The sequence below is a fragment of the Serratia sp. BNK-4 genome (genome assembly GCF_048685115.1).
Classification (GTDB): Bacteria; Pseudomonadota; Gammaproteobacteria; order Enterobacterales; family Enterobacteriaceae; genus Serratia; species Serratia bockelmannii.
Genome location: NZ_JBLQTM010000001.1, coordinates 40,010 through 60,500, shown reverse-complemented (window position 1 = coordinate 60,500; position 20,491 = coordinate 40,010). Strand labels below are relative to the sequence as shown.

The 20,491-nt window shown below is 55.7% G+C and carries 22 protein-coding genes and 1 tRNA gene; 8 read left to right on the top strand and 15 right to left on the bottom strand.

Annotated elements, in window-relative coordinates; all coding sequences use genetic code 11:
• Positions 1-2: 2 nt before the first annotated feature.
• Entirely contained in the window at positions 3-491 is a 489-nt protein-coding gene (locus ACMGGW_RS00235) for an FxsA family protein (protein ID WP_004929660.1), read from the bottom strand.
• A 369-nt stretch (positions 492-860) separates the two neighbouring features.
• Here ACMGGW_RS00235 and aspA point away from each other — a divergent pair, with 369 nt between their 5' ends.
• The 6 genes from aspA to ACMGGW_RS00205 all read left to right on the top strand — a co-directional run bounded on the left by aspA (position 861) and on the right by ACMGGW_RS00205 (position 6,702).
• The gene (gene aspA, locus ACMGGW_RS00230) at positions 861-2,297 is read left to right on the top strand and encodes an aspartate ammonia-lyase (RefSeq protein ID WP_004929659.1); all 1,437 of its coding nucleotides are present in this window, start codon (positions 861-863) and stop codon (positions 2,295-2,297) included.
• 125 nt (positions 2,298-2,422) lie between these two features.
• Positions 2,423-3,724, top strand: a complete 1,302-nt coding sequence (locus ACMGGW_RS00225; protein ID WP_016929379.1) for an anaerobic C4-dicarboxylate transporter — start codon at positions 2,423-2,425, stop codon at positions 3,722-3,724.
• Positions 3,725-3,833: 109 nt separating this feature from the next.
• Positions 3,834-4,157 carry a divalent cation tolerance protein CutA gene (gene cutA / locus ACMGGW_RS00220; protein ID WP_004929657.1) on the top strand — a complete coding sequence of 108 codons (324 nt, stop codon included), beginning with the start codon at positions 3,834-3,836 and terminating at the stop codon, positions 4,155-4,157.
• Positions 4,133-5,848, top strand: coding sequence for a protein-disulfide reductase DsbD (locus ACMGGW_RS00215; protein WP_197832096.1), 1,716 nt, complete (start codon positions 4,133-4,135; stop codon positions 5,846-5,848). Before cutA ends, ACMGGW_RS00215 begins: the two co-directional genes overlap by 25 nt.
• 42 nt (positions 5,849-5,890) lie before the next feature.
• Positions 5,891-6,466 (top strand): division control transcriptional repressor DicD, encoded by a 576-nt coding sequence (gene dicD / locus ACMGGW_RS00210; RefSeq protein ID WP_004929655.1) that lies wholly within the window; start codon positions 5,891-5,893, stop codon positions 6,464-6,466.
• A gap of 160 nt (positions 6,467-6,626) precedes the next feature.
• Positions 6,627-6,702: transfer RNA gene (locus tag ACMGGW_RS00205), tRNA-Phe, on the top strand.
• Positions 6,703-7,606: 904 nt separating this feature from the next.
• Here ACMGGW_RS00205 and ACMGGW_RS00200 read toward each other — a convergent pair.
• From ACMGGW_RS00200 to ACMGGW_RS00190, 3 genes are all read right to left on the bottom strand, one after another.
• On the bottom strand, positions 7,607-7,891 hold the full coding sequence (locus ACMGGW_RS00200) for a hypothetical protein (RefSeq protein ID WP_154219765.1): 285 nt from the start codon (positions 7,889-7,891) through the stop codon (positions 7,607-7,609).
• A 137-nt stretch (positions 7,892-8,028) separates the two neighbouring features.
• On the bottom strand, positions 8,029-8,565 hold the full coding sequence (locus ACMGGW_RS00195) for a helix-turn-helix transcriptional regulator (protein WP_167324738.1): 537 nt from the start codon (positions 8,563-8,565) through the stop codon (positions 8,029-8,031).
• Positions 8,566-8,821: 256 nt separating this feature from the next.
• Complete coding sequence (locus ACMGGW_RS00190) at positions 8,822-9,331, bottom strand: hypothetical protein (RefSeq protein WP_167324737.1); 510 nt, start codon at positions 9,329-9,331, stop codon at positions 8,822-8,824.
• 223 nt (positions 9,332-9,554) lie between these two features.
• Here ACMGGW_RS00190 and ACMGGW_RS00185 point away from each other — a divergent pair, with 223 nt between their 5' ends.
• A complete protein-coding gene (locus ACMGGW_RS00185) occupies positions 9,555-9,701 on the top strand; it encodes a hypothetical protein (RefSeq protein WP_167324736.1) in 147 nt (48 codons plus the stop codon).
• 4 nt (positions 9,702-9,705) lie between these two features.
• On the opposite strand, the gene ACMGGW_RS00180 is transcribed toward ACMGGW_RS00185, so the two are convergent.
• The 8 genes from ACMGGW_RS00180 to ACMGGW_RS00145 all read right to left on the bottom strand — a co-directional run bounded on the left by ACMGGW_RS00180 (position 9,706) and on the right by ACMGGW_RS00145 (position 17,003).
• Positions 9,706-10,521, bottom strand: a complete 816-nt coding sequence (locus tag ACMGGW_RS00180; RefSeq protein WP_154219763.1) for a hypothetical protein — start codon at positions 10,519-10,521, stop codon at positions 9,706-9,708.
• A gap of 171 nt (positions 10,522-10,692) precedes the next feature.
• Positions 10,693-11,205, bottom strand: a complete 513-nt coding sequence (locus ACMGGW_RS00175; RefSeq protein ID WP_025304982.1) for a fimbrial protein — start codon at positions 11,203-11,205, stop codon at positions 10,693-10,695.
• Positions 11,206-11,215: 10 nt separating this feature from the next.
• On the bottom strand, positions 11,216-11,788 hold the full coding sequence (locus tag ACMGGW_RS00170; RefSeq protein ID WP_197832095.1) for a fimbrial protein: 573 nt from the start codon (positions 11,786-11,788) through the stop codon (positions 11,216-11,218).
• A gap of 10 nt (positions 11,789-11,798) precedes the next feature.
• Entirely contained in the window at positions 11,799-12,404 is a 606-nt protein-coding gene (locus ACMGGW_RS00165) for a fimbrial protein (protein WP_025304980.1), read from the bottom strand.
• A gap of 47 nt (positions 12,405-12,451) precedes the next feature.
• Complete coding sequence (locus ACMGGW_RS00160) at positions 12,452-13,201, bottom strand: fimbria/pilus periplasmic chaperone (RefSeq protein WP_025304979.1); 750 nt, start codon at positions 13,199-13,201, stop codon at positions 12,452-12,454.
• A 30-nt stretch (positions 13,202-13,231) separates the two neighbouring features.
• On the bottom strand, positions 13,232-15,787 hold the full coding sequence (locus ACMGGW_RS00155; protein ID WP_025304978.1) for an outer membrane usher protein: 2,556 nt from the start codon (positions 15,785-15,787) through the stop codon (positions 13,232-13,234).
• A gap of 29 nt (positions 15,788-15,816) precedes the next feature.
• Entirely contained in the window at positions 15,817-16,362 is a 546-nt protein-coding gene (locus ACMGGW_RS00150; protein ID WP_025304977.1) for a fimbrial protein, read from the bottom strand.
• A gap of 92 nt (positions 16,363-16,454) precedes the next feature.
• Positions 16,455-17,003: a fimbrial protein gene (locus tag ACMGGW_RS00145; RefSeq protein ID WP_025304976.1), complete on the bottom strand. Its 549-nt coding sequence runs from the start codon at positions 17,001-17,003 to the stop codon at positions 16,455-16,457.
• Positions 17,004-17,429: 426 nt separating this feature from the next.
• Between ACMGGW_RS00145 and ACMGGW_RS00140 the strand changes: the two genes are divergently transcribed.
• Positions 17,430-18,188: a winged helix-turn-helix domain-containing protein gene (locus ACMGGW_RS00140; protein WP_167324734.1), complete on the top strand. Its 759-nt coding sequence runs from the start codon at positions 17,430-17,432 to the stop codon at positions 18,186-18,188.
• 66 nt (positions 18,189-18,254) lie between these two features.
• Here ACMGGW_RS00140 and ACMGGW_RS00135 read toward each other — a convergent pair whose 3' ends face one another.
• From ACMGGW_RS00135 to ACMGGW_RS00125, 3 genes are all read right to left on the bottom strand, one after another.
• Positions 18,255-18,746: a hypothetical protein gene (locus tag ACMGGW_RS00135; protein WP_167324733.1), complete on the bottom strand. Its 492-nt coding sequence runs from the start codon at positions 18,744-18,746 to the stop codon at positions 18,255-18,257.
• Positions 18,727-19,461, bottom strand: coding sequence for a winged helix-turn-helix domain-containing protein (locus ACMGGW_RS00130; protein WP_239665983.1), 735 nt, complete (start codon positions 19,459-19,461; stop codon positions 18,727-18,729). Before ACMGGW_RS00130 ends, ACMGGW_RS00135 begins: the two co-directional genes overlap by 20 nt.
• 325 nt (positions 19,462-19,786) lie before the next feature.
• A complete protein-coding gene (locus tag ACMGGW_RS00125; protein WP_049204134.1) occupies positions 19,787-20,407 on the bottom strand; it encodes a DUF2238 domain-containing protein in 621 nt (206 codons plus the stop codon).
• Positions 20,408-20,491: the final 84 nt, after the last annotated feature.

Sequence of the window (20,491 nt, the reverse complement as noted above, 5' to 3'; positions counted from 1 at the left end):
GCTTAACGATCGTGAGGTTTGCGATCCTCGTCCGGGCGGTGTTCCAGCACCGGGCGTTCGTCGTCCTTGCGCTGGAATTCGCCGTCGAAGGTATTGCCGTTGGCGGCGTCGCCGCCCGTCCAACCGCCGGGGCGATACACCGACAGGTGCGGCATCAGCTTCAGCGTCAGCGATTTTTGCACCGGCGGCAGCAGCAGCAACAGGCCGAGGAAGTCGGTGAAGAAGCCCGGTATCAGCAGCAGGAAGCCCGCCAGCACCAGCGAAACGCTTTTCACCATTTCCGCCGCCGGGCTTTCGCCGGCCGCCAGTTTTTGCTGCATCTGCACGAAGGTTTTCATGCCCTGATTGCGCACCAGCGAAATGCCGACGCAGGAGCTGAACACCACCAGCAGCAGGGTGACAGCCACGCCGAGCACGGCGGCGACTTTGATAAAGATGGATATTTCTATGTAAGCCAGCAGAAATATCAGCAGTAGCGGTAACCAGCGCACCTGGTTCTCCTATCGGTAGGTAAGGCACGGCCGCCACGGGGCGACGGCGCGAAAAAAGAGGCCGTAAACGGCCGACACCATTACAATGAGGGCATCCCCCCACCATTTCAACCGAGAGCCGGTTTTTATTGCTAAAGTTCACAAACGTGAAAGAAGTCACAGAACCGGAAAAGGGCATATCCTTAAACACCATAAGGTGATCTGGATTCAGTCATTTCTTATCAACCAGCATATGATCTGGGCAGCAACGGGCGATTTGGTTAATCGTTTCACGCCCCAAGCCTTCGGCAACATTAATTTAGGCTGTGCCCTTACTAGCCTTGACCTGACAAATTATTAATTCGGCAGCAACACATAGAGAAGGTTCTCATGTCAAACAACATTCGTATCGAAGAAGACCTGTTAGGAACACGTGAAGTCCCCGCAGACGCTTACTACGGAGTTCACACTCTGCGTGCGATTGAAAACTTCTACATCAGCAACAGCAAAATCAGCGATGTCCCCGAGTTCGTTCGCGGCATGGTGATGGTGAAAAAGGCCGCGGCGATGGCCAACAAAGAACTCAAAACCATCCCACGCAAAATCGCCGACGTGATCATCCAGGCCTGCGACGAGGTGCTGGATAAAGGCAAGTGCATGGATCAGTTCCCGGTGGACGTGTTCCAGGGCGGCGCAGGCACCTCGCTGAACATGAACACCAACGAAGTGCTGGCGAACATCGGCCTGGAGCTGATGGGCCATCAAAAAGGCGAATACCAGTACCTGAACCCGAACGATCACCTCAATAAGTGCCAGTCCACCAACGACGCCTACCCGACCGGGTTCCGCATCGCGGTGTACGCCTCCAACCAGAAACTGATCGACGCCATCAACCAGCTGCGTGAAGGCTTCGATCGCAAGGCGAAAGAGTTCGAAACCATCCTGAAAATGGGCCGCACCCAGCTGCAGGACGCAGTGCCGATGACCCTCGGCCAGGAATTCCACGCCTTCAGCGTGCTGCTGAACGAAGAGACCCGCAACCTGCACCGCACCGCGGAGCTGCTGCTGGAAGTTAACCTGGGCGCCACCGCCATCGGCACCGCGCTCAACACCCCGGAAGGCTATCAGCCGCTGGCGGTGCAAAAACTGGCGGAAGTCAGCGGCCTGCCGGTGGTACCGGCGGAAGACCTGATCGAAGCCACCTCCGACTGCGGCGCCTACGTGATGGTGCACAGCGCACTCAAACGCCTGGCGGTGAAACTGTCCAAAATCTGTAACGACCTGCGCCTGCTCTCCTCCGGCCCGCGCGCCGGCCTGAACGAAATCAACCTGCCGGAGCTGCAGGCGGGGTCGTCCATCATGCCGGCCAAAGTGAACCCGGTGGTGCCGGAAGTGGTCAATCAGGTGTGTTTCAAGGTGATTGGCAACGACACTTGCGTTACCATGGCGGCCGAAGCGGGCCAGCTGCAGCTGAACGTGATGGAGCCGGTGATCGGCCAGGCGATGTTCGAGTCGATCCACATCCTGACCAACGCCTGCTACAACCTGCTGGAAAAATGCATTAACGGCATCACCGCGAATAAAGAAGTCTGCGAACACTACGTCTTCAACTCGATCGGTATCGTCACCTATCTGAACCCGTTCATTGGCCACCACAACGGTGACATCGTCGGGAAGATCTGCGCCGAAACCGGCAAGAGCGTGCGCGAAGTGGTGCTGGAACGCGGCCTGCTGACCGAAGCCGAGCTGGATGACATCTTCTCCGTGGAGAACCTGATGCACCCGGCTTATAAAGCTAAACGCTATACGGATGAAAATGAACAATAACAGACCTACCCGGTAGCCCTGAAAGGCACGCTAAATCCTCTGGATAGCGTGCCTTTTTACTTTCCGGCGCCCACAAAATTTTAACGTTTGATTTTCAATTTCTCTCATTTTAAGGAGTAAACACTATGCTAGCCGTAGAATTGGTTATCGTTCTGCTGGCCATCTTTTTAGGGGCCAGGTTGGGCGGTATCGGTATCGGGTTCGCGGGGGGGTTGGGCGTTCTGGTCCTGGCGCTGATCGGCGTCAAGCCAGGCAGCATTCCCTTCGACGTGATTTCCATCATCATGGCGGTGATCGCGGCGATCTCCGCGATGCAGGTCGCCGGGGGGATGGACTATCTGGTGCAGCAGACCGAAAAACTGCTGCGCAAGAACCCCAAACACATCACCATTCTCGCCCCTATCGTCACTTACTTCCTGACCATCTTCGCCGGCACCGGCAACATCTCGCTCTCGGCGCTGCCGGTGATCGCCGAGGTGGCGAAAGAGCAGGGCATCAAGCCTTGCCGCCCGCTGTCGACCGCCGTCGTCTCCGCCCAGATCGCCATCACCGCCTCGCCGATCTCCGCCGCGGTGGTGTACATGTCTTCGGTGATGGAAGGCCACGGCGTCAGCTACCTGCACCTGTTGATGGTGGTGATCCCATCCACCTTCTGCGCCGTGCTGGTGATGTCGCTGCTGGTGACCTGGCTGTTCGACTCCAAGCTGTCTAACGATCCGGTGTACCTGAAACGCCTGGAAGAAGGCCTGATCACCCTGCGCGGCAACAACGCGCTGGCGATCAAACCGCGCGCCAAAACCTCGGTGCTGCTGTTCCTGCTGGGCGTGCTGTGCGTGGTCGCCTACGCCATCATCAACAGCCCGGGCCTGGGCCTGGTAGCCAAGCCGCTGATGAACACCACCAACGCCATCCTGATCATCATGCTGAGCGTCGCCACGCTGACCACCCTGCTGTGCCGCGTCGACACCGACATGGTGCTGAACTCCAGCACCTTCAAGGCCGGCATGAGCGCCTGTATCTGTATCCTCGGCGTCGCCTGGCTGGGCGATACTTTCGTGCAGGCCAACATCGACTGGATCAAAGAGACGGCCGGCAGCGTCATTCAGGCGCACCCGTGGCTGCTGGCGGTGATCTTCTTCTTCTGCTCGGCGCTGCTGTACTCGCAGGCCGCCACCGCCAAGGCGCTGATGCCGATGGCGCTGGCGCTGAACGTGTCGCCGCTGACCGCCGTCGCCTCCTTCGCGGCCGTTTCCGGCCTGTTCATCCTGCCGACCTACCCGACGCTGGTCGCCGCGGTGCAGATGGACGATACCGGCACCACGCGCATCGGCCGCTTCGTGTTCAACCATCCGTTCTTCATTCCCGGCACCATGGGCGTGATCTTCGCGGTGGTATTCGGCTTCCTGCTCGGCAGCGTCATGCTGTAAGGCATCGACCGGGGCTACGGCCCCGGTTTTCTTTCTGGCGATAAACTCGCCTTCTAGCCAATCCGCCTTCAGGGTATAGTGCCCATTCAAACCGATGAGAGGGCTGAAGATGTCTGATTGCGAAGCTGTCGTCATACTCTGTACCGCACCCGATGAAGCCAGCGCCCAGGAACTGGCGGCGCGGGTCTTGGGCGATAAGCTGGCGGCCTGCGCCACGCTGCTGCCCGGCGCCACCTCGCTGTATTACTGGGAAGGGAAACTGGAACAGGAATACGAAGTGCAGATGCTGTTCAAAAGCGATCGCCGCCGTCAGCAAGCCCTGCTCGACACCCTGAAACAACATCACCCCTACCAGACGCCCGAGCTGCTGGTCTTGCCGGTGATGGCCGGAGATAAAGACTACCTGTTATGGATCAACGCTTCCTTAAACTGATTTTGCTGCTGTGCAGCCTGTGCTTCCTGCCGCAGGCGGCGCAGGCTTCGCTGTTCGCGCCGAAGGGCGGCAGCCAGTTCGTGCCTGTCGATCAGGCCTTCACTTTCGATTTCAAACAGCAAGGCAACCAGGTAACGCTGAACTGGCAGATCCGCCCCGGCTACTACCTGTATCGTCAGCAGATCAAACTGGTGCCGCAGCAGGCGACGCTCGGCGCGTTTACCCTGCCCGAAGGGCTGAGCCACAAGGATGAATTCTTCGGCGAAGTGGCGATTTTCAAACAGCAGCTGAATCTGCAGGTGCCGCTGCAACAGGCGGCGGCCAACGCCAGCCTCAGCGTCACCTATCAGGGCTGCGCCGAGGCCGGCTTCTGCTATCCGCCGGAAACCCGAACCATCCCGCTGGACGCGGTCAGCGCCACCGCCGCCGCGCCGCTCTCGGCCTCTGCGCCGGCTGAAGCCCCTGCCGCACCGGCCAGCCTGCCGTTCTCGCCGCTGTGGGCATTGCTGATCGGCATCGGTATCGCCTTCACCCCGTGCGTACTGCCGATGTACCCGCTGATCTCCGGCATCATCCTCGGCCGCGACCGGCCGCAAAGCAGCGGCCGCATTCTGGCGCTGGCGGTGGTTTACGTGCAGGGCATGGCGCTCACCTACACTCTGCTGGGCTTGGTGGTGGCCGCCGCCGGATTGCAGTTCCAGGCGGCGCTGCAGCATCCTTACGTTCTGATTGGCCTGTCGGCGCTGTTCATCGCGCTGGCGCTGTCGATGTTCGGCCTCTATTCCCTGCAGTTGCCCTCGGCGCTGCAAACCCGGCTGGCAAACTGGAGCAACACCCAGCGCGGCGGCTCACTGACCGGCGTGTTCCTGATGGGCGCCCTGGCCGGGCTGATCTGTTCCCCCTGCACCACCGCGCCACTCAGCGCCATCCTGCTGTATATCGCCCAGAGCGGTAATCTGTGGGCCGGCGGCGGCACGCTGTACCTGTACGCGCTGGGAATGGGCATTCCGCTGGTGATCGTCACCCTGTTCGGCAACCGCCTGCTGCCGCGCAGCGGCCCGTGGATGCAGTACGTGAAAGAGGCCTTCGGCTTCGTCATTCTGGCGCTACCGGTGTTCCTGCTGGAGCGGGTGATCGGCGACCTGTGGGGCATGCGCCTATGGAGCCTGCTCGGCCTGGCGTTCTTCAGCTGGGCCTTCGCCCTGAGCCTAAGAAGCGCACGCGGCTGGGCGCGTGCCCTGCAATTGCTGTTGCTGGCGGTGGCGGTGATCGCCGCGCGGCCGCTGCAGGACTGGGCTTTCGGCACCGACCAGGCGCAGCAGGCGGCTCAACCGCATCTGGCCTTTACCCGCATCAACAACGTCGAACAGCTCGATCTCGCGCTGCAACAGGCGCGGGGCAAACCGGTGATGCTGGACCTATACGCCGACTGGTGCGTAGCTTGCAAAGAGTTCGAGAAATACACCTTCAGCGACGCCGCGGTGCAGGCGAGCCTGGCCAACGCGGTGCTGCTGCAGGCGGACGTCACCGCTAACAGTGCGGAACAGGCGGCGCTGCTGAAGCATCTGCAGGTGCTGGGGCTGCCGACGATCCTGTTCTTCGATCCGGCGGGCCAGGAACTGACAGTACAGCGGGTCACCGGTTTTATGAAGGCGGCAGCCTTCAACGCGCATTTGCAGAAAGTGATGTGATAAATAACACTGAGGTTCTGAACCGAAGAGGAGGAAGCACAAGTGCAACGTGAACACGTCCTTGATACCGCGCTGGGCCTGTTGGAACAACAGGGCCTGGCGACCGCCACATTAGAGATGCTGGCGGAAAAACTCGACGTTCAGCCCGGCGATCTCAAGCGGTTCTGGCCAGATCGCGAAGCGCTGCTGTACGACTGCCTGCGCTACCACGGCCAACAGATCGACACCTGGCGCCGCCAGCTGCTGCTGGACGAGAGCCTGAGCCCGCAGCAAAAGCTGCTGGCGCGCTATGACGTGCTGGCGGAATACGTGCAGCAAGACCGCTACCCCGGCTGCCTGTTTATCGCCGCCTGCAGCTTCTTCCCGGAAACGGATCATCCGATCCACCAACTGGCGGAGCAGCAAAAGCTGACCTCACTGGAGCTGACCCGCGAACTGCTGCGCGACATGGACGCCGACGACGCCGACATGGTGGCACAGCAAATGGAGCTGATTCAGGAAGGCTGCCTGAGCAAACTGCTGGTAAAACGCCAGCTCCAGGACGTATCGGTCGCCAAACGGCTGGCGGAAGACATCTTGCAGGTGGCGCAGTGCCGCCGCAACGGGGCGTTGAGCTGAATCGGCAGGGTTGGCGGCACAGCCAACCCAAGGTGATAGCCAGAACAGGCGCATTTTTTGCGCCCTTTGCCTGAAAAGCCAGCAACCGGAGGTATTTTAACGTCTTTAACGCATAAAGCCGTTGACGGCTTTCGGCCAATACGGTTTAATGCTGCGCGTTGCCCGGATAGCTCAGTCGGTAGAGCAGGGGATTGAAAATCCCCGTGTCCTTGGTTCGATTCCGAGTCCGGGCACCATATTCAGAAGAACCCGCCTATGGCGGGTTTTTCGCTTTCTGGGGTACGGACTCTCCATCGAACTGCGTTCGATTATTCGGCCAAAGGCCTCACCCTACGGGCCAGCGCCGGTTGTCCGAGTCCGGTCGCCCTATTCAGAAGAACCCGCTTATGGCGGTTTTTCGCTTTCTGGGGGTACGGACTCTCCATCGAACTGCGTTCGATTATTCGGCCAAGGGCCTCACCCTGCGGGCCAGCGCTAAAGCGCTATTCAACACGGCACCAGCGCCGGTTGTCCGAGTCCGGTCGCCCTATTTAGAAGAACCCGCCTATGTCGGGTTTTTCGCTTTCTGGGGTACGGACTCTCCATCGAACTGCGTTCGATTATTCGGCCAAAGGAGCTTACACTGCGGGCCAGCGGCATAGGCGAATGCTCCCTTCTCTACTTGCATCCCCCAAAAACGTTGGCGCCAAGGGTAAGCGAATTGCCGCATTCTCGGCATTAGGTGTGAAAGTGGCGACGCTAGACGAGCAATGCCCAATTTCGTTGAGGCGGATACTTACTCTCTGGTAAAAAACGCTACGTCATGCAATGCGTAGCAGCGTCAATGATGACGTCGCAATGCCAACCAACGGGAAGAATGGCCAAGTTCTTGAATAGATAACTGCCTTTTCTTCATCCGCTGCGCATGTTTATAGAATGAATAGATGCTTAAACAGAACAAGAATATCGCGAAATAAAACAAATCCACTTCACCTTTCCCTTGGTGTAGATAATACCCAACGTAAATTACGTACAGCTACCATCACTGCCAACGATAATAATTCACCTAACTTATGATCTGATTCGGAACAACAGGATATTTAATCAACAGTCACAAAAAAAGCAGGGAGGATAACCCTGCTTGTCATTCAAAAATAAATATTACTGGCATAGCGGCGAGTATTTTTTCATAAACGGCGATTCACATATCGCATTCATGACTTCGCCTTTATCTTTTTCTTTAGGCTTGGCGCCTGTGTTGGTGTTGCCCGCACATTGCCCGCCATTTTTCCCTTGACCATTGATGCATTGGCCAAAATCGCTATTGCCGGCGCCGCTGGCGTTGCCATTATTGCCCTGCACGTTCTGATTGCCGTTAAAACCGGCATGTGCATAAGATGCCATCATGATGCAAGCGCCAATAAGTAAAGCCGCTGTCTTTTTCATAATTTTCCCTTTTTGTTATTTAATAAATGAATAAATCGAGAATTAACATTTCCCTGATGGATTTTAATCAGAATCAACTATCCTTTAGCGTTCTAAAGATAACAGACGAGAATAATTATAATTATTCCCCATCACGGTTAGGAATACTCTGCCTCTGGAGATAGTAACCAATACATAAAATCATGGCTGCGGTTTAACATTAGCTTACCCATTACCGAACGCTTATGGCTGTGCACCGTTTTAACGCTCACCCCCATTATTCTGGCGGTTTGCGATTGATCCAACCCGCGCCGCATATAGCCGATAACCTGCCGCTCACGAGGGGTCAGCACCAGTCCGGAAAAATGGCATGCCGGGCCGGGATTGGCCAGGGCATCGGTCAATAGCGTAAACAGCCGTTGTTGATCGTCGGTTCGATAAAGCACTCGCTTCGCTCGCCTAGCGACAAGGGTCTGTCTTTCTTCAATGGTGACGACGTGTGCCCTTGAATAGGCAGTCCAACGCCGGGCGTGCCGGAGCTGCGAGGTCAACACGATGTCGGGCCGCTCATCGCTGCCTGGCCGCAGGAAATGCGCGACTTTATTATACTGCTGCGCATATTTCGCAATGCTTAACCGCAAGCCGGTAGCGAAATAGCGATTTTCGTCATCAATCACAATATTGATCGGTTTCATTCCCTGAGCCTCCTGTAGGCATAGTATTAATTCGTACCGGCGATAACCTTCCGCCGCCCCTTTGTCTCTCGCTTTTACAGTGTATGACTGAAAATAGCGGGTCGTTCAGGCTCACTCCATGACATCGCCAGGTAAGAGAATGCGTATATCACATATGTTCTTTTCGCATTTACCAAATAAGCAGCGACACGGCAATAATCTCATTCACTTGCTCATTGACTAATGACTTATTTAATACACGCGATAGCACATTACTTTATGCCACCTCTACGATGAGCACCACCGAGGCAGAAAACGGGCCCGTATGTGAGGTATTATTATTTTTAAGATCGCCATCGATAAATATCTCTTGCGTACCGGCCCGCACGTTAACAAAACTTTCCAAACTGTTCGCACCCGGGGTTGAATTCCTCACTTTCAGGCTGGCCGTCAGCTTTCCATCCTGGCTGAGTGACATATTCGTCACATTGGAGGCAAACTTGACCCGCACGCTGCTGTCACCGGAGCAGTCAATTTTAAATGAACCACTGGCCTGCCGGCTTACCACGTCGTTGCCGAACGTTCCAAAATTGACCAGGGCATCAGTATCCAGAATATCGCAGCTTGTCGTCAGAGGGATAAGTGGGCTGCAATCGAATCGCCCCGAAGACCCATTCCCAACCGCTGAAGAATTAGAAAAATACAAACATGATCTGAAACCCTCAAGTTCAAAATAGGGACGGATCAGTTCCGTCTTGGCTATACCAAAGCCGCCACGGTACTTCATCAATGGCACCAGTTCCCCAATAGTTTTGGCTGTTGCTATATTTGTCTTGCAAGTACTGGTCGAACACTGGTTAGGGGGGCGTCGGTCAACCAAGTCAGTGATCAACCTGGCAGTAGCCACAGATCCGTTCGAGGCAATTGGGTAGATAGCGAAAGTGTAACCACATGGGTACGCAGTACTAGTTATCGTGCCATTGCATATATTACTATCGGGTATCGGCCCAATGTCATTTAGCGTGGTGGTGACAAGGAAAGATCCCGGGATCTCCCCTTTTCGTATGATGGTGGTGGCGTTGTGGTATGCGGCATTCGCCGTGCTGACGCTGCAAAAAAACACGATTAAAAATAAAAGAGCACTTTTCATCGAATGACCTTTCATATTATCTCAACAATAGCCACCACAGGCACAGAAAACGGGCCGGTATGCGAGGTATTGTTATTCCTGAGATCACCATCGATAAAGATTTCTCTATTGCCGCCTGGCACTTTGACATAATTCTCGCCCACGCCAGCGATCAGATCTCTAAACTTCAGGCTGGCGGTCATTCGCCCGTCCTGGCTTAACGGCATATTGGTGACATTGGAATTAAACTTAACGCGCAAGTAAGCCTCGCTGGCACAATTTATCTTGATGGTTCCCGTGGCCTGCCGGGCCGTGACATCGCTGCTGAATGTGCCAAAGTCAACGATGGCGTTAGTGTCAAGAATATCGCAACTGTTCGTCTTGGGTATTTCGGGGCCACAGCCGAAAGCGCCACTCCATCTACCGTTAATTGCCACACCGAAGCAGAGTCGAAGAGGCCAGCTGCCAACCTGGTTTATATCTCTCGTCGAGTTCGTCCCATTGCGCCCTAAATACCTGACTAACGGCGCGAGCTCCCCCATGGTTTTGGCCGTGCTCGTGCTGGTCTTGCAATCCGCCGTGTTACAGCTGCTGTTGGCCTCAGCCAACGCCACAGAGGCACGTGGGGAGCTCGATAAGGTCATCACCACAGATAACATGCAGTCTCTTTGTCCATAACATGGGTTGGGTTCCTGCGACTCCGGTAAAATACGGAGAAACGTAAAAGAGAGAAAAGCATAGGATCCACTTGTAGGCTCTATACGAGGAATGGCCTCAAAATTAGCGGCGCGGGCCGCATTCATGCCGCCGAAAAATACGATTAGCAATAATAAAAAAATCTTTTTCATCTGGTTACCCTGCCGGAAAAATAGCTTATCCGACCATCGCCAATGGCGAAAATATTCCGCCGGTTAAGTGCCGTCGGTGCGCCTCTTTCCACCGCGTTTATAACGCGGCGGCTTTAATTGCTGCCGCAGCCCGGCACCGGAGCAGTGCAGCTTCGGTGCCGGTCTAACGTTTTACTCATATATGGCGGTCATGGTTGCCGACGCGGTGAAACTTCCCACAGGTAAACCCGCGTTCTCTTTGCCGATCGGTACGGCGTAGAACTTAGGCGGATTATTCTGATCGGCAACCACCACCTTGGTGTTAGGCACATAGGTTTTATCCGCGTCCCCTTCGATGATACGCAACCCGAAATTAGCAAATTGCTGGAGGGGTTGGGCCTGGATCGAGCTGTAATCGCCCCATGGGACAGTCGTATAGCCCAGCATCACCTTAAGCTGGCCGCTGCCTGGTGAACCGCCGCTACAGCTGACGGTGTAGGGGATCTGCATTTTCTTGTAGGTTTTACCATCAACCTTGGTGCCCACCACTTCCTGAAAATCAACGCTGATATCTTTACCCGTGTTGAGGACGCAGTCGGGCGCCGCCACCAGCTTACCGGTAAAGTTCACATTTATCGCCTGCGCCGCGCCGCTGGCCAGCAACCCCATACAGGCCAAGGCGGCCAGCCCTGGAATATATTTCATCTTCATCTCCTTATTGAACCTCGACTAATAATGTGGCTGAACTGGAAAAGTTCCCGCCACTCAACTTGGCGCCGCCGCGCTTGACCGGTACGGCATAGAGCAGTGGATAATTGGGATAAAAAAAGTTATGCCACTCGTTCAGCTTTAGCTGCTGGCCATTTTCGAACAGCAGCTTGATCGCCAAATCTTCCTTCTCGCGGGTGCGCAGCAAACCGACGCCAAAATTTGAGTTCTCGCCCTGCAATGACACTTTCATATTTCCGTTCGAGCCGGAGGTATCGCCGCTGCAGCTCACGCTATAGGGGATCTTTTTCTTGCCGTAGTTGACGCCGTCAATGTCTGCGATATTCAGTTCGCCGAAGGGCACATCGATGTCATTGCCGCCGTTGATTTCACACTTTGGTTTCGCGAGCACTTCACCTTTCACCGTGACATTCACCGTGGCGGCCTGCGCCAGCTGGCCAAAACTCAGCACCGCCAGCAGGGTGAGCGCCGAAGCGGCAGCGGTGCTGGCCGCCAGCGCACAGCCCAGAAGGAGATATTCGCCGCCGATGGCCAGCGTGCGTCGCCCTGTATCGCCCATACCGTCCACCTCAGTCATAGTTCAGCCGGAAATCGATCGCCGCGCGGTAGGCGCCCGCCAACAGCGGCGCACGCGTGCGCTCCGCCATCACATAAAACTGCAGCCCGTTATCGCCCAGCGCCAGCAGCTGCGGCCGGCTGCGGCTGCCCAGCCGCACATCGCGGTTATCCGCATCCAACAGCCGCAGCCCCAGGCCTTCGGCGCCCTGCACCTGCACCAGCTGCGGGTTATCCGCATCGGCCGGGGCGGTGAAGCTCACCGTTACTGCCGGCTGGTAGGCATCCCACAGCCGGTAACCCAGGCGAGTGTCTCTGATGGCCGCCCCCATGCGCGTGCAGTCACGCAAGCGCAGTTGGAAGGCCACCGGCTGCGTGCGGTTGCCGGGCGCCGCCAGGCTGCTCGTGGTGGTTTCGCCCAGCCAGATATCCTGGTAGGCCGAAGACATCTCCAGCCGGCAGGCGCCTTCGGTCAGCGCGCCATGCACAAACAGCATGCCGTGGTTACCTGACTCTGCCCGATTCGTCAGCAAAACCAGCGCCAATAACGCCGCCTGGCCTGCCCGTCGCGTTAAAGCGCCTCTCTCCTGGCTATTGCAGCCGCTATCGATTATTTGCATTAGTTTCCCTGCCGCTTCAACTGATGGAACGCCGCTGCCGGCGCCGATTATCCTTGCTTCTCAGGCACCACCTGACAATCACCGGTGCCACACTTGAAGGTCAGATCCGGGCGGCCGCCATAGTCATTGACATAAGTCAGCACCGGTGCATTGCCCAGGCCAGTGGCGCCTAACGCCACGCTGCCTTTCGGCGGCACCATCAGCGGTTCAAAACCGGCGGCGGTTTTACCGCTCTTGCTGCTGCGGGCATCGACCAGCGTGATGTAATACGGGGTCGGGTTATTGGCCCTAAAGCCCGCGCCCTGGCGGGTCAGCGTCAACTGCTCTTGCCACGGGCTGTACGCGGCATTTTTGTTCGGCACGATCGCCGCCGGGCGGTAGAACAGCTTGATGCGGGTCTGCAGCGCGATCTGCAGCGTGTTGGCCTTGTTGCTCTTCGGCGGGATCTCGCGCAGGTTGAAGTAGAACAGGCTCTCGCGATCCTGCGGCAGCGCCTTGGCGGCCGGCAGCGCCTGCACCTTGACCTGGCTTTGCGCGCCCGGCTCCACCCGCTGCACCGGCGGCAACACGATCAGCGGGCTGTTGATTTTTTCACCCTGCTCATTCTCCAGCCAGCCCTGAGCCAGATAAGGCAGTTGGGTGTTTTTATTGGTGATGCTCATACTGGCCGAGTTATCGCCGCCGTTTAAAATCACGCGGGTGCGATCCAGCGCGATAGCGGCCTGCGCCTGGCCGCTCAGCAAGGTGGTGGTTAGCAGGCCGGCTACCGACAGCGTTTTTACAGTGTTGTTTCGCATAATAAGCTTCCATTTGGTCAAAAATTGCATTTACGGGTTTTCCGGGGCATCTGCCTGGCCTTCACTGCCTGCGGCCACGCGCCGGCACGGCAGCAGCAGATCGCTCAGAGCAACATCCGTGCGCAACGCCGGCAGATCGATTTCGCATTGCGCCTTCCCTTCCCAATGCACCGTCATTTGTTCACCGGCGCGGATACCGCTGAGGTAAACGCTGCCGCCGTCATTCACAATCCCGGTCTGCTGCCTGCGGCGGTTGAACACCTCGGCGCCAAACGGCGGCGTGCTGCCGTCCGCCAGGCGGATCACCGCCATCGCTTTCTGGCCGGAAATCACGTTGAAGCGCCGGTAGCCAATGGCCCCTTCGGTGAGCGTCGCCTGCACCACCGACTGCGTCGCTTCAGCCTCGTCCGATAAGTTGGTCAGATCGATGCTCGCCCGGCTGCGGTAAAAGTTGCCGACGTCCGTCACCACCGCTTTGCCAAACATGTTGGTGCGGCTCGTGGCGCCATAGCCACGTACCGGCACCCCGGCCACGCCATCGGTGTCCAGCATCAGGCGGGTACCACCGAAGCTTCCGCTACGGTGCAGCGCCGCCCCCTGGGCGGTAAGCGTGGCCCCGCCCAGCAGGCTCATGCCGAACGCGGAGTACTGGCCCCCCTGATAACTCGCGTTGGCGTCGATACGCGCCGCGTCGCCGTCGTGGCTGTAAAACGCGCTGGCGGAGCCGCCGTTGCGCGAGCTGCCGGCGGTCAGCTGATAGTTGTTGTGTTCATCCAACCGTTGGTAGTAGCCCACCCGCTGGTTGTTATTGTTACGGTTCCACGAACTGCTGTAGCTGAGGTTGGTATCTTCTCCCCACGGCACCGTCAGGCTCAGATACATGCCGTCGTCGTTGGTCCCTCTGGACTTGTTGCGATAAGCCGAGAGTGAGGCGCTCAGGTTTTTCCACGATCCCAGGTTGAAATAGCGCGACAGCGCCAGGCTGTAGCGTTCGTCGGTCGGCTTATCCCAGTAAGTCTGGTGGTCGTAGTTGAGATAGGTACTGACCCCCAGATCGCGGAACTGCTTGTTAAAGGTGATGGTGTACATTTCTCGGCTTTTGCCGTTCCGCAAGCCGTGATAACGCGCGTCCAGGTATTCGCTCATGGTCATAAAATTTTCTTCCGAGAAGCGATAACCGGCGAAGGTGATCTGACTGTCGTATTCATCAAAGCTTTTCGAATAGCTCAAACGGTACGAGCCGCCTTTTTTGGTGCCGTCGTCAATCGGCAATCTGGCCCGCGAATATGTGGTATCAAACGACAGCGCGCCGAGCACCAGCAGATCGCGCCCCAGCCCCAGCGACAGCGCGTTATAATCGCCACCGGCGATAGCCCCGCCGTACAGCGACCAACCGTTGCTGACCCCCCAGGAGAATTCACCGGTGGCAAAGGTTGGCCCCTGCACCTGGTGCTCCCAGTTCGACGGCCGACCACCGGCGAACTTGAAGCGCACCATGCCAGGGCGCGTCAGATAAGGAATGCTGGCTGTGTCCACCTGAAACTGCTGCACGCTGCCGTCTTGTTCCTCAACCTTGACGTCCAGCTTGCCCATCACCGAATCGCTCAGATCCTGGATGCGGAACGGCCCGGCGGCGACCTGCGCCTCATACAGCACGCGCCCCTGCTGGCTGATGGTGACTTTGGCGTTGGTTTTGGCGATGCCGGTCACCTCCGGCGCATAGCCGCGCAGGTTGGGCGGCAGCATGTTGTCGTCCGACATCAGGCTGAAGCCGGTAAAGCGGAAGCTGTCGAAGAGGTTGCTCTGCAGCGAATCCTCTCCCAACGCCAGGCGCGCGCCCCACTGCGGCAACGCGCGGAAAGCGTAATAGCGGCTCCAGTCAAACGTTCTCTGGCTCGATTCCCCCGAGCCGGTCTGGTGATTGAGACTGGTCTGCCAATCGGCCCGCAGCCGCCAGGCGCCCAGGTTGGCGCCCACCGCACCATTACCGCCCAGGCGCTGCGTCTGGCCGCCGCCGTTGCTATTCTGCTGCACCTGGCCGTTCAGGTTGTAGTCCAGCAGCAGGCCGGGAATGCCGTTATCCCAGCGCGCCGGCGGATCCCAATCCGGCGAGGAGTACTCTAAATAGGCCTGGGGAATGTTCAGATACAGCGCCGACACCGCCAGATCGCCCCTGGCCTCGATGCCCTTGAGGCTGCTCAGATCTAGGCACTGCTCGTTATGCCACCAGCGCAGCTGCTTGAGAAACTCGGTTTTAAGGCCCAGTTTTTCAACCAGCTCCGGCGAGACGCAGGCCGCACTGCCATCGGGATCGTTTTCCGGCGGATAGAAAACCACCGGCTGCTCATCCAATGGCTGCTTGTTCACCACTACCGTCATGCTGTACTTGCCCGGCATAATAAAGGCGCCTTTGGCAAAGCGGCCGAGATCGATATTTTTACGATCGTTGATATCCAGGATGTCAGTGTTGAACTGAATTGCATCATCCGCCCGTCCCGGCAACGCCAGGCCGCAGAGAGCCAGAGAAATACATATCCCTAATAAACTTAACGGGAGCGCCCCCGATTTAAATTTTCTCGCATCCATGATCCCGCCAACCTTTAACTTATTTATAATCAGTAGTAATCCAATTTAAAACGAATGGCGGAGCGGTAATCCCCTGCGCGCAATACCTGGCTGTTAGCCACCAGCTGCATTGAATAATTCAATCGATAATCTTTTGTTAGGGTATTTTCTATTGACATCGGCACCCCAGGGTAAATATCTGTGCCGATGCTATCGACAATGCGTAACGCCACGCCACGGGCATCGCCGATGACGCCGAAGTTTTTTCCTTCCGCATTACCGTCAAATATCATGCGGAAATGCTGGCGCCCGGTATTGGTACTGTTTTCCCCTGCCAGCCCGCAGTTCACCAGCTTCAGCGTAAAGGGGCGGGTCAGCCCGTGCCCATCACGGGTAATTTGTTCCACCGGCAAAATTTTCATATCGATGGTTTGATCACGGCTGGCCGCTTCAAGGGCGCAGGCCGCGTTGACAATAGCGCCTTCCATATTGACTCTTCCCCAGCCAATAACCGAAGCCGTTGCCGGCATCGTCTGGGCCGTAAAAATCGCGACCAATAGGGAAGGCGCCACTACATTTTTGCCAATAAGGGCCATAGAGATTATCCCTTGCAAACAGGAATCCATTCGGGGAAAAAGCATACGGGCTAGTCCCGCATGCTATAATTATTCAACCTGTCGTAAATCGATTAGTTATAATTTACAATGAAGTTAGCAGTACTGAAGAAGGTACCGGCTTGAATTGGTTTATTTTTATCGTCTCCATTACCACGCAGGTGAGAGGTGAAATTCAGAGTATATTCAGTATCTGCGCCCGCTTTCAGTACACCAATGTTAATTGGCGTACCCAGCTTAACAGTGTCCGCGCCATGAGAGATAACGACACCGGCGTTTTTAGCGGTGCTCATTGGACCGAATTGCAGCATATCGTCTTTAACACCTTTAAGACCGTTGAAAGTGATCGTCATCGCCGTCTCAGTAGGAGCGTCAGGCAAAATACAGTCTCTCAGCACAATATCGAACGGAGTCTTAACAGCGGAATCACGGCCATTCAGCAGGCTGGAGTCGCCGATTTGGCCCATTTTTACAGTTTGCTCAACGCTCTTCTGATCCATTGAACATGCAGCTTTCGCAATAGAACCTTCAAAGTGAACCTTACCGGTGTTAGCTGCCTGGGCCATCATAGAAGAAGCGCCGAAGGCCAATACCGCTGCAATCATAATTTTGTTCAGTTTCATAGAGATTCCTTACATTCCTTAGTAAGTAGTGGAGAAGAATTAAATCCTTAAAGTCACGCATGCAATGCAGCAGCTTTATTCCTGAGATTCCTGCGCATTGTCTCCGTGGCTAATACGCTGCGTTTCCGCGCCCCGTATCAGTGGAAACAAATTTACACTTAGCGCCTTCCATTTGAAACGTTATGTCGCAAAAATACAAAAACACAGGATTATTATCGATAAAATAATAATTAAATAGATTAAAATCACGATAAATAGGATTTAATTATCAGTATTTATATTAAAAAACTTGTAAGCAGATAAACATTTCATTTCAATTACACGAATAAAGAGAAAAATCCTATTGCCCTGCAACTCAAGGGATTGAAAAAAGTACACAGAGGTCTCAGAATAATCTCTCGACAGGAAAGTTGACGGGTAAATAAAATGATTTTCATTATAAATGAGAGCATCCTCTATAACGAGGAGGAAGGCACATTGATGCATGTCGATAATGCCAGCAATAAAATAGCTTTACTGAAGCCGACCAGCAGACTGCTTTCGTTGTTCATCAAGAATAATAACAAGCTGTTGTTGCGAGAGAGGTTGCTTAATGATGTTTGGGTCGATTATGGGCTGAAAGCCTCCAACAATAACTTAAACAATTACGTTTCCGGGTTACGTAAATCACTGGCGCAGTTTGGCGCCGAGGAGATTATCGTCACCTATCCACGTCAGGGGTTTAAATTTATTGCTCGAAACATTCATGAAGCGAATGAAAATAAGGTGGAAATATATAGAGAAGAAAAGCACCGTGAAACGGAAATAGCGTCTACGCCGCCCCCCGGGACTTCTCCCCCCGGCATCCGACGAGCATTACAACGCTTAATAATGATTGCCGCTGCCTGTCTGGTGCCTTTTGCCATCATTGTGCTGTATCAAAACAGCACGCGTATCAGCGTTTATCCACTTGGGAATTACCAAAGCTGCCAGGTGTACAGTATGACTTTAGGTGGAGGAAGCCTGGAGAACATCAAGCAGGTGATACAACAGGCGGGCTTCAATTGCCGTACGCGGGCCGATGTCTATTATTACGCTAACATTCTTAATGAGAGCACTAACCAGGATGAACAGCAGGTCACCTACTGCCCGCGTACCGGTAACAGCCCTTGCATCAATAATTATATAACCGGCAATCAACCTTAATCTTTTCGCTCTTGACACCCAGGGTCAGAGACAACATCGGCCCCCCGGTAATTCTGGGGGGGACCGTTATGCGCCAGTCACGCAGACAAAAAGCGGCGAATGGTTATCAGTAAACAGATAGTGATGCCGATCGATACGCTCGATGCGCAAATGCAGCTGCTGCCCGGCGATAGGCAACCGGCGATTCATATCCTCGCGAACGACAGAGTCCTGCGGCTTGCGGGTATTTTTCGTTACCCACATGGTGTAGTTGCTGCCGCGACGCTGGTAACTCATTTCCACGGAGCGATCGACCACATAACGTGTATCACCATCAAAAAAACTGCCGCTCATCAACATAGTGAGCTGTCGCGCGCCCTCAGGCACGATGCTCACCAGCAGCACACGCTCCATCGCCGCATCTTTATCCTGATTATGCACCCGCATCGACGCCCGGCATTCCGGCACCTGCGGCATAGCGAACAGCACATAAGCGGCGGCGCAACAGCAGGCCAGCGCCGCAAAGACTAACAGCGCGTAACGGTAATGCCATATCCGGTTATTTTTCCAGACTTTCATAGTAGTTCTCGCATTGCGCTTTGCCCGCCGCCATCGCCGTCTGCGGACAATAAAAGAAGTAAGAAGATCGCACGCGTTCTGCGCTGCCTGGTACCACCGACTGGCTGTCGTAATAAAGCAGCGTCGCCGGTTCACTACAGTGAATATGATTTCGTTTATCCAGCAACGTTTGCAAGTGCGCCAAATCCGCCTTGCCGGAACCGGTCTTATGATAAGAAGCGATGAACTTCACCTCACAGCTGCCGATGTTGCCTACGCTTACCGTGCTGATCGGCGCATAGCCGGCGTCCTGCCAGGCCCACAGACCGCTCCCCGCCGCCAACAGCAGCAACGCGGCCAGCCCGAGGCGCTTAAATCGCTGCGCTCGCAGCGGCTTGGTCGGCAAGGCGCTTTCTGCAGCCGCCGGGATCGGCGGCTCCGACGAACTCTCCGCCAGGCTGTCCGTCGTCTTCAACGAAGTGGCGGTAAACATAAATCCCTGGCGCGGCAGCGTGACGATAATCTCGTCCTCGCCCAGGGCGGCGAACATCTTGCGCAGGATGGAAATGGTGTTATTGAGGTTATTGCCGGAGGCCACCTGGCCGTGCGCTTCCCATACCTGCGTCAGCAGGGTATCGCGGGAGAGCACCAGGTTATTGTTTCTGACCAATGTGGACAGCAGGCGGTTCAGGGTGGCGGTGAGCGGTTGAGGCGGTAGCTCAGCATTGATATCCACCAACTCTGATCTATCTTCATGATATTTAATCTTATTATTAATTATGTATCTCATTATTCCCCGCTCAAAAAACTAATTAATAATAATTAGCCCTTGTTAAACATGAGAATAGTAGCACACGGCGTGAGTTAAGAAAATTCCTATAAAAACGCATAAAAAGCTAAATAATCATAAATATAAGAAATAACATTGTGCTGTATCACAGGGTGCCAAACATTTAACTGATGATTATCTATTTCTTATCATGTCGACATTAAAATGCCGCCCGGAAAATACTGGGCGGCACGAGAAGTCGCTATTTTCACTAGGCTTAACGCAACAAGGCTTACTCTTTTAAACGCCGCAGTTGCCTACCCTGCCAGCCACCGAACAGCCACTGGCCGGCTATCGCGCCGAGCAACGCGCAGAACATATCGGACTGCGTGTCCCACGGGTCGCCCTGGGTGCCGAGAAACTCGTCGGCGCCCTGGCCCAGCGCCAGTGCCGCCCACCACTCGATCAACTCATACACCGCGCTGATCGCCAGCGCGATGCAGCACACCACGAAGCCCAGCATCTTGCGGCCCTGCACATAACCGCCGCGCAGCAGGATCTCGCGCGCCGCCAGCGCCGGCACCAATCCCTGGAAGAAATGCCCCAGTTTGTCGTACGGGTTGCGGCCAAGATCCAGCCACTGCTGCACCTCAAAGCCCAGCGGCACGCGAGCATAGCTGTACATGCCGCCGAAAATCAGGATCAGCGCATGGAAGAAAATCAGCGTGTAGAGCAGCGGCGTCAGCGGATAACGGCGATGGGTCAGCCACAGCAACGGCAAAACAATCAATACCGGCGCCACCTCCATCAACCAGGTGGTGCGATCGTAGGGGCTGATGCCGCTGTGGATCAGCGCGGCCAGCAGCAGCAGGGTGATAACGGACAACAACAGCGGTGTGCGTGAAGCAGGCATAACCCACGTTCCTTCGGATCAATAAGGCAATCCACACTTTATACCGCAGATCGCACGGCGAAAAAAACAGGCGGAGCGTCGCCG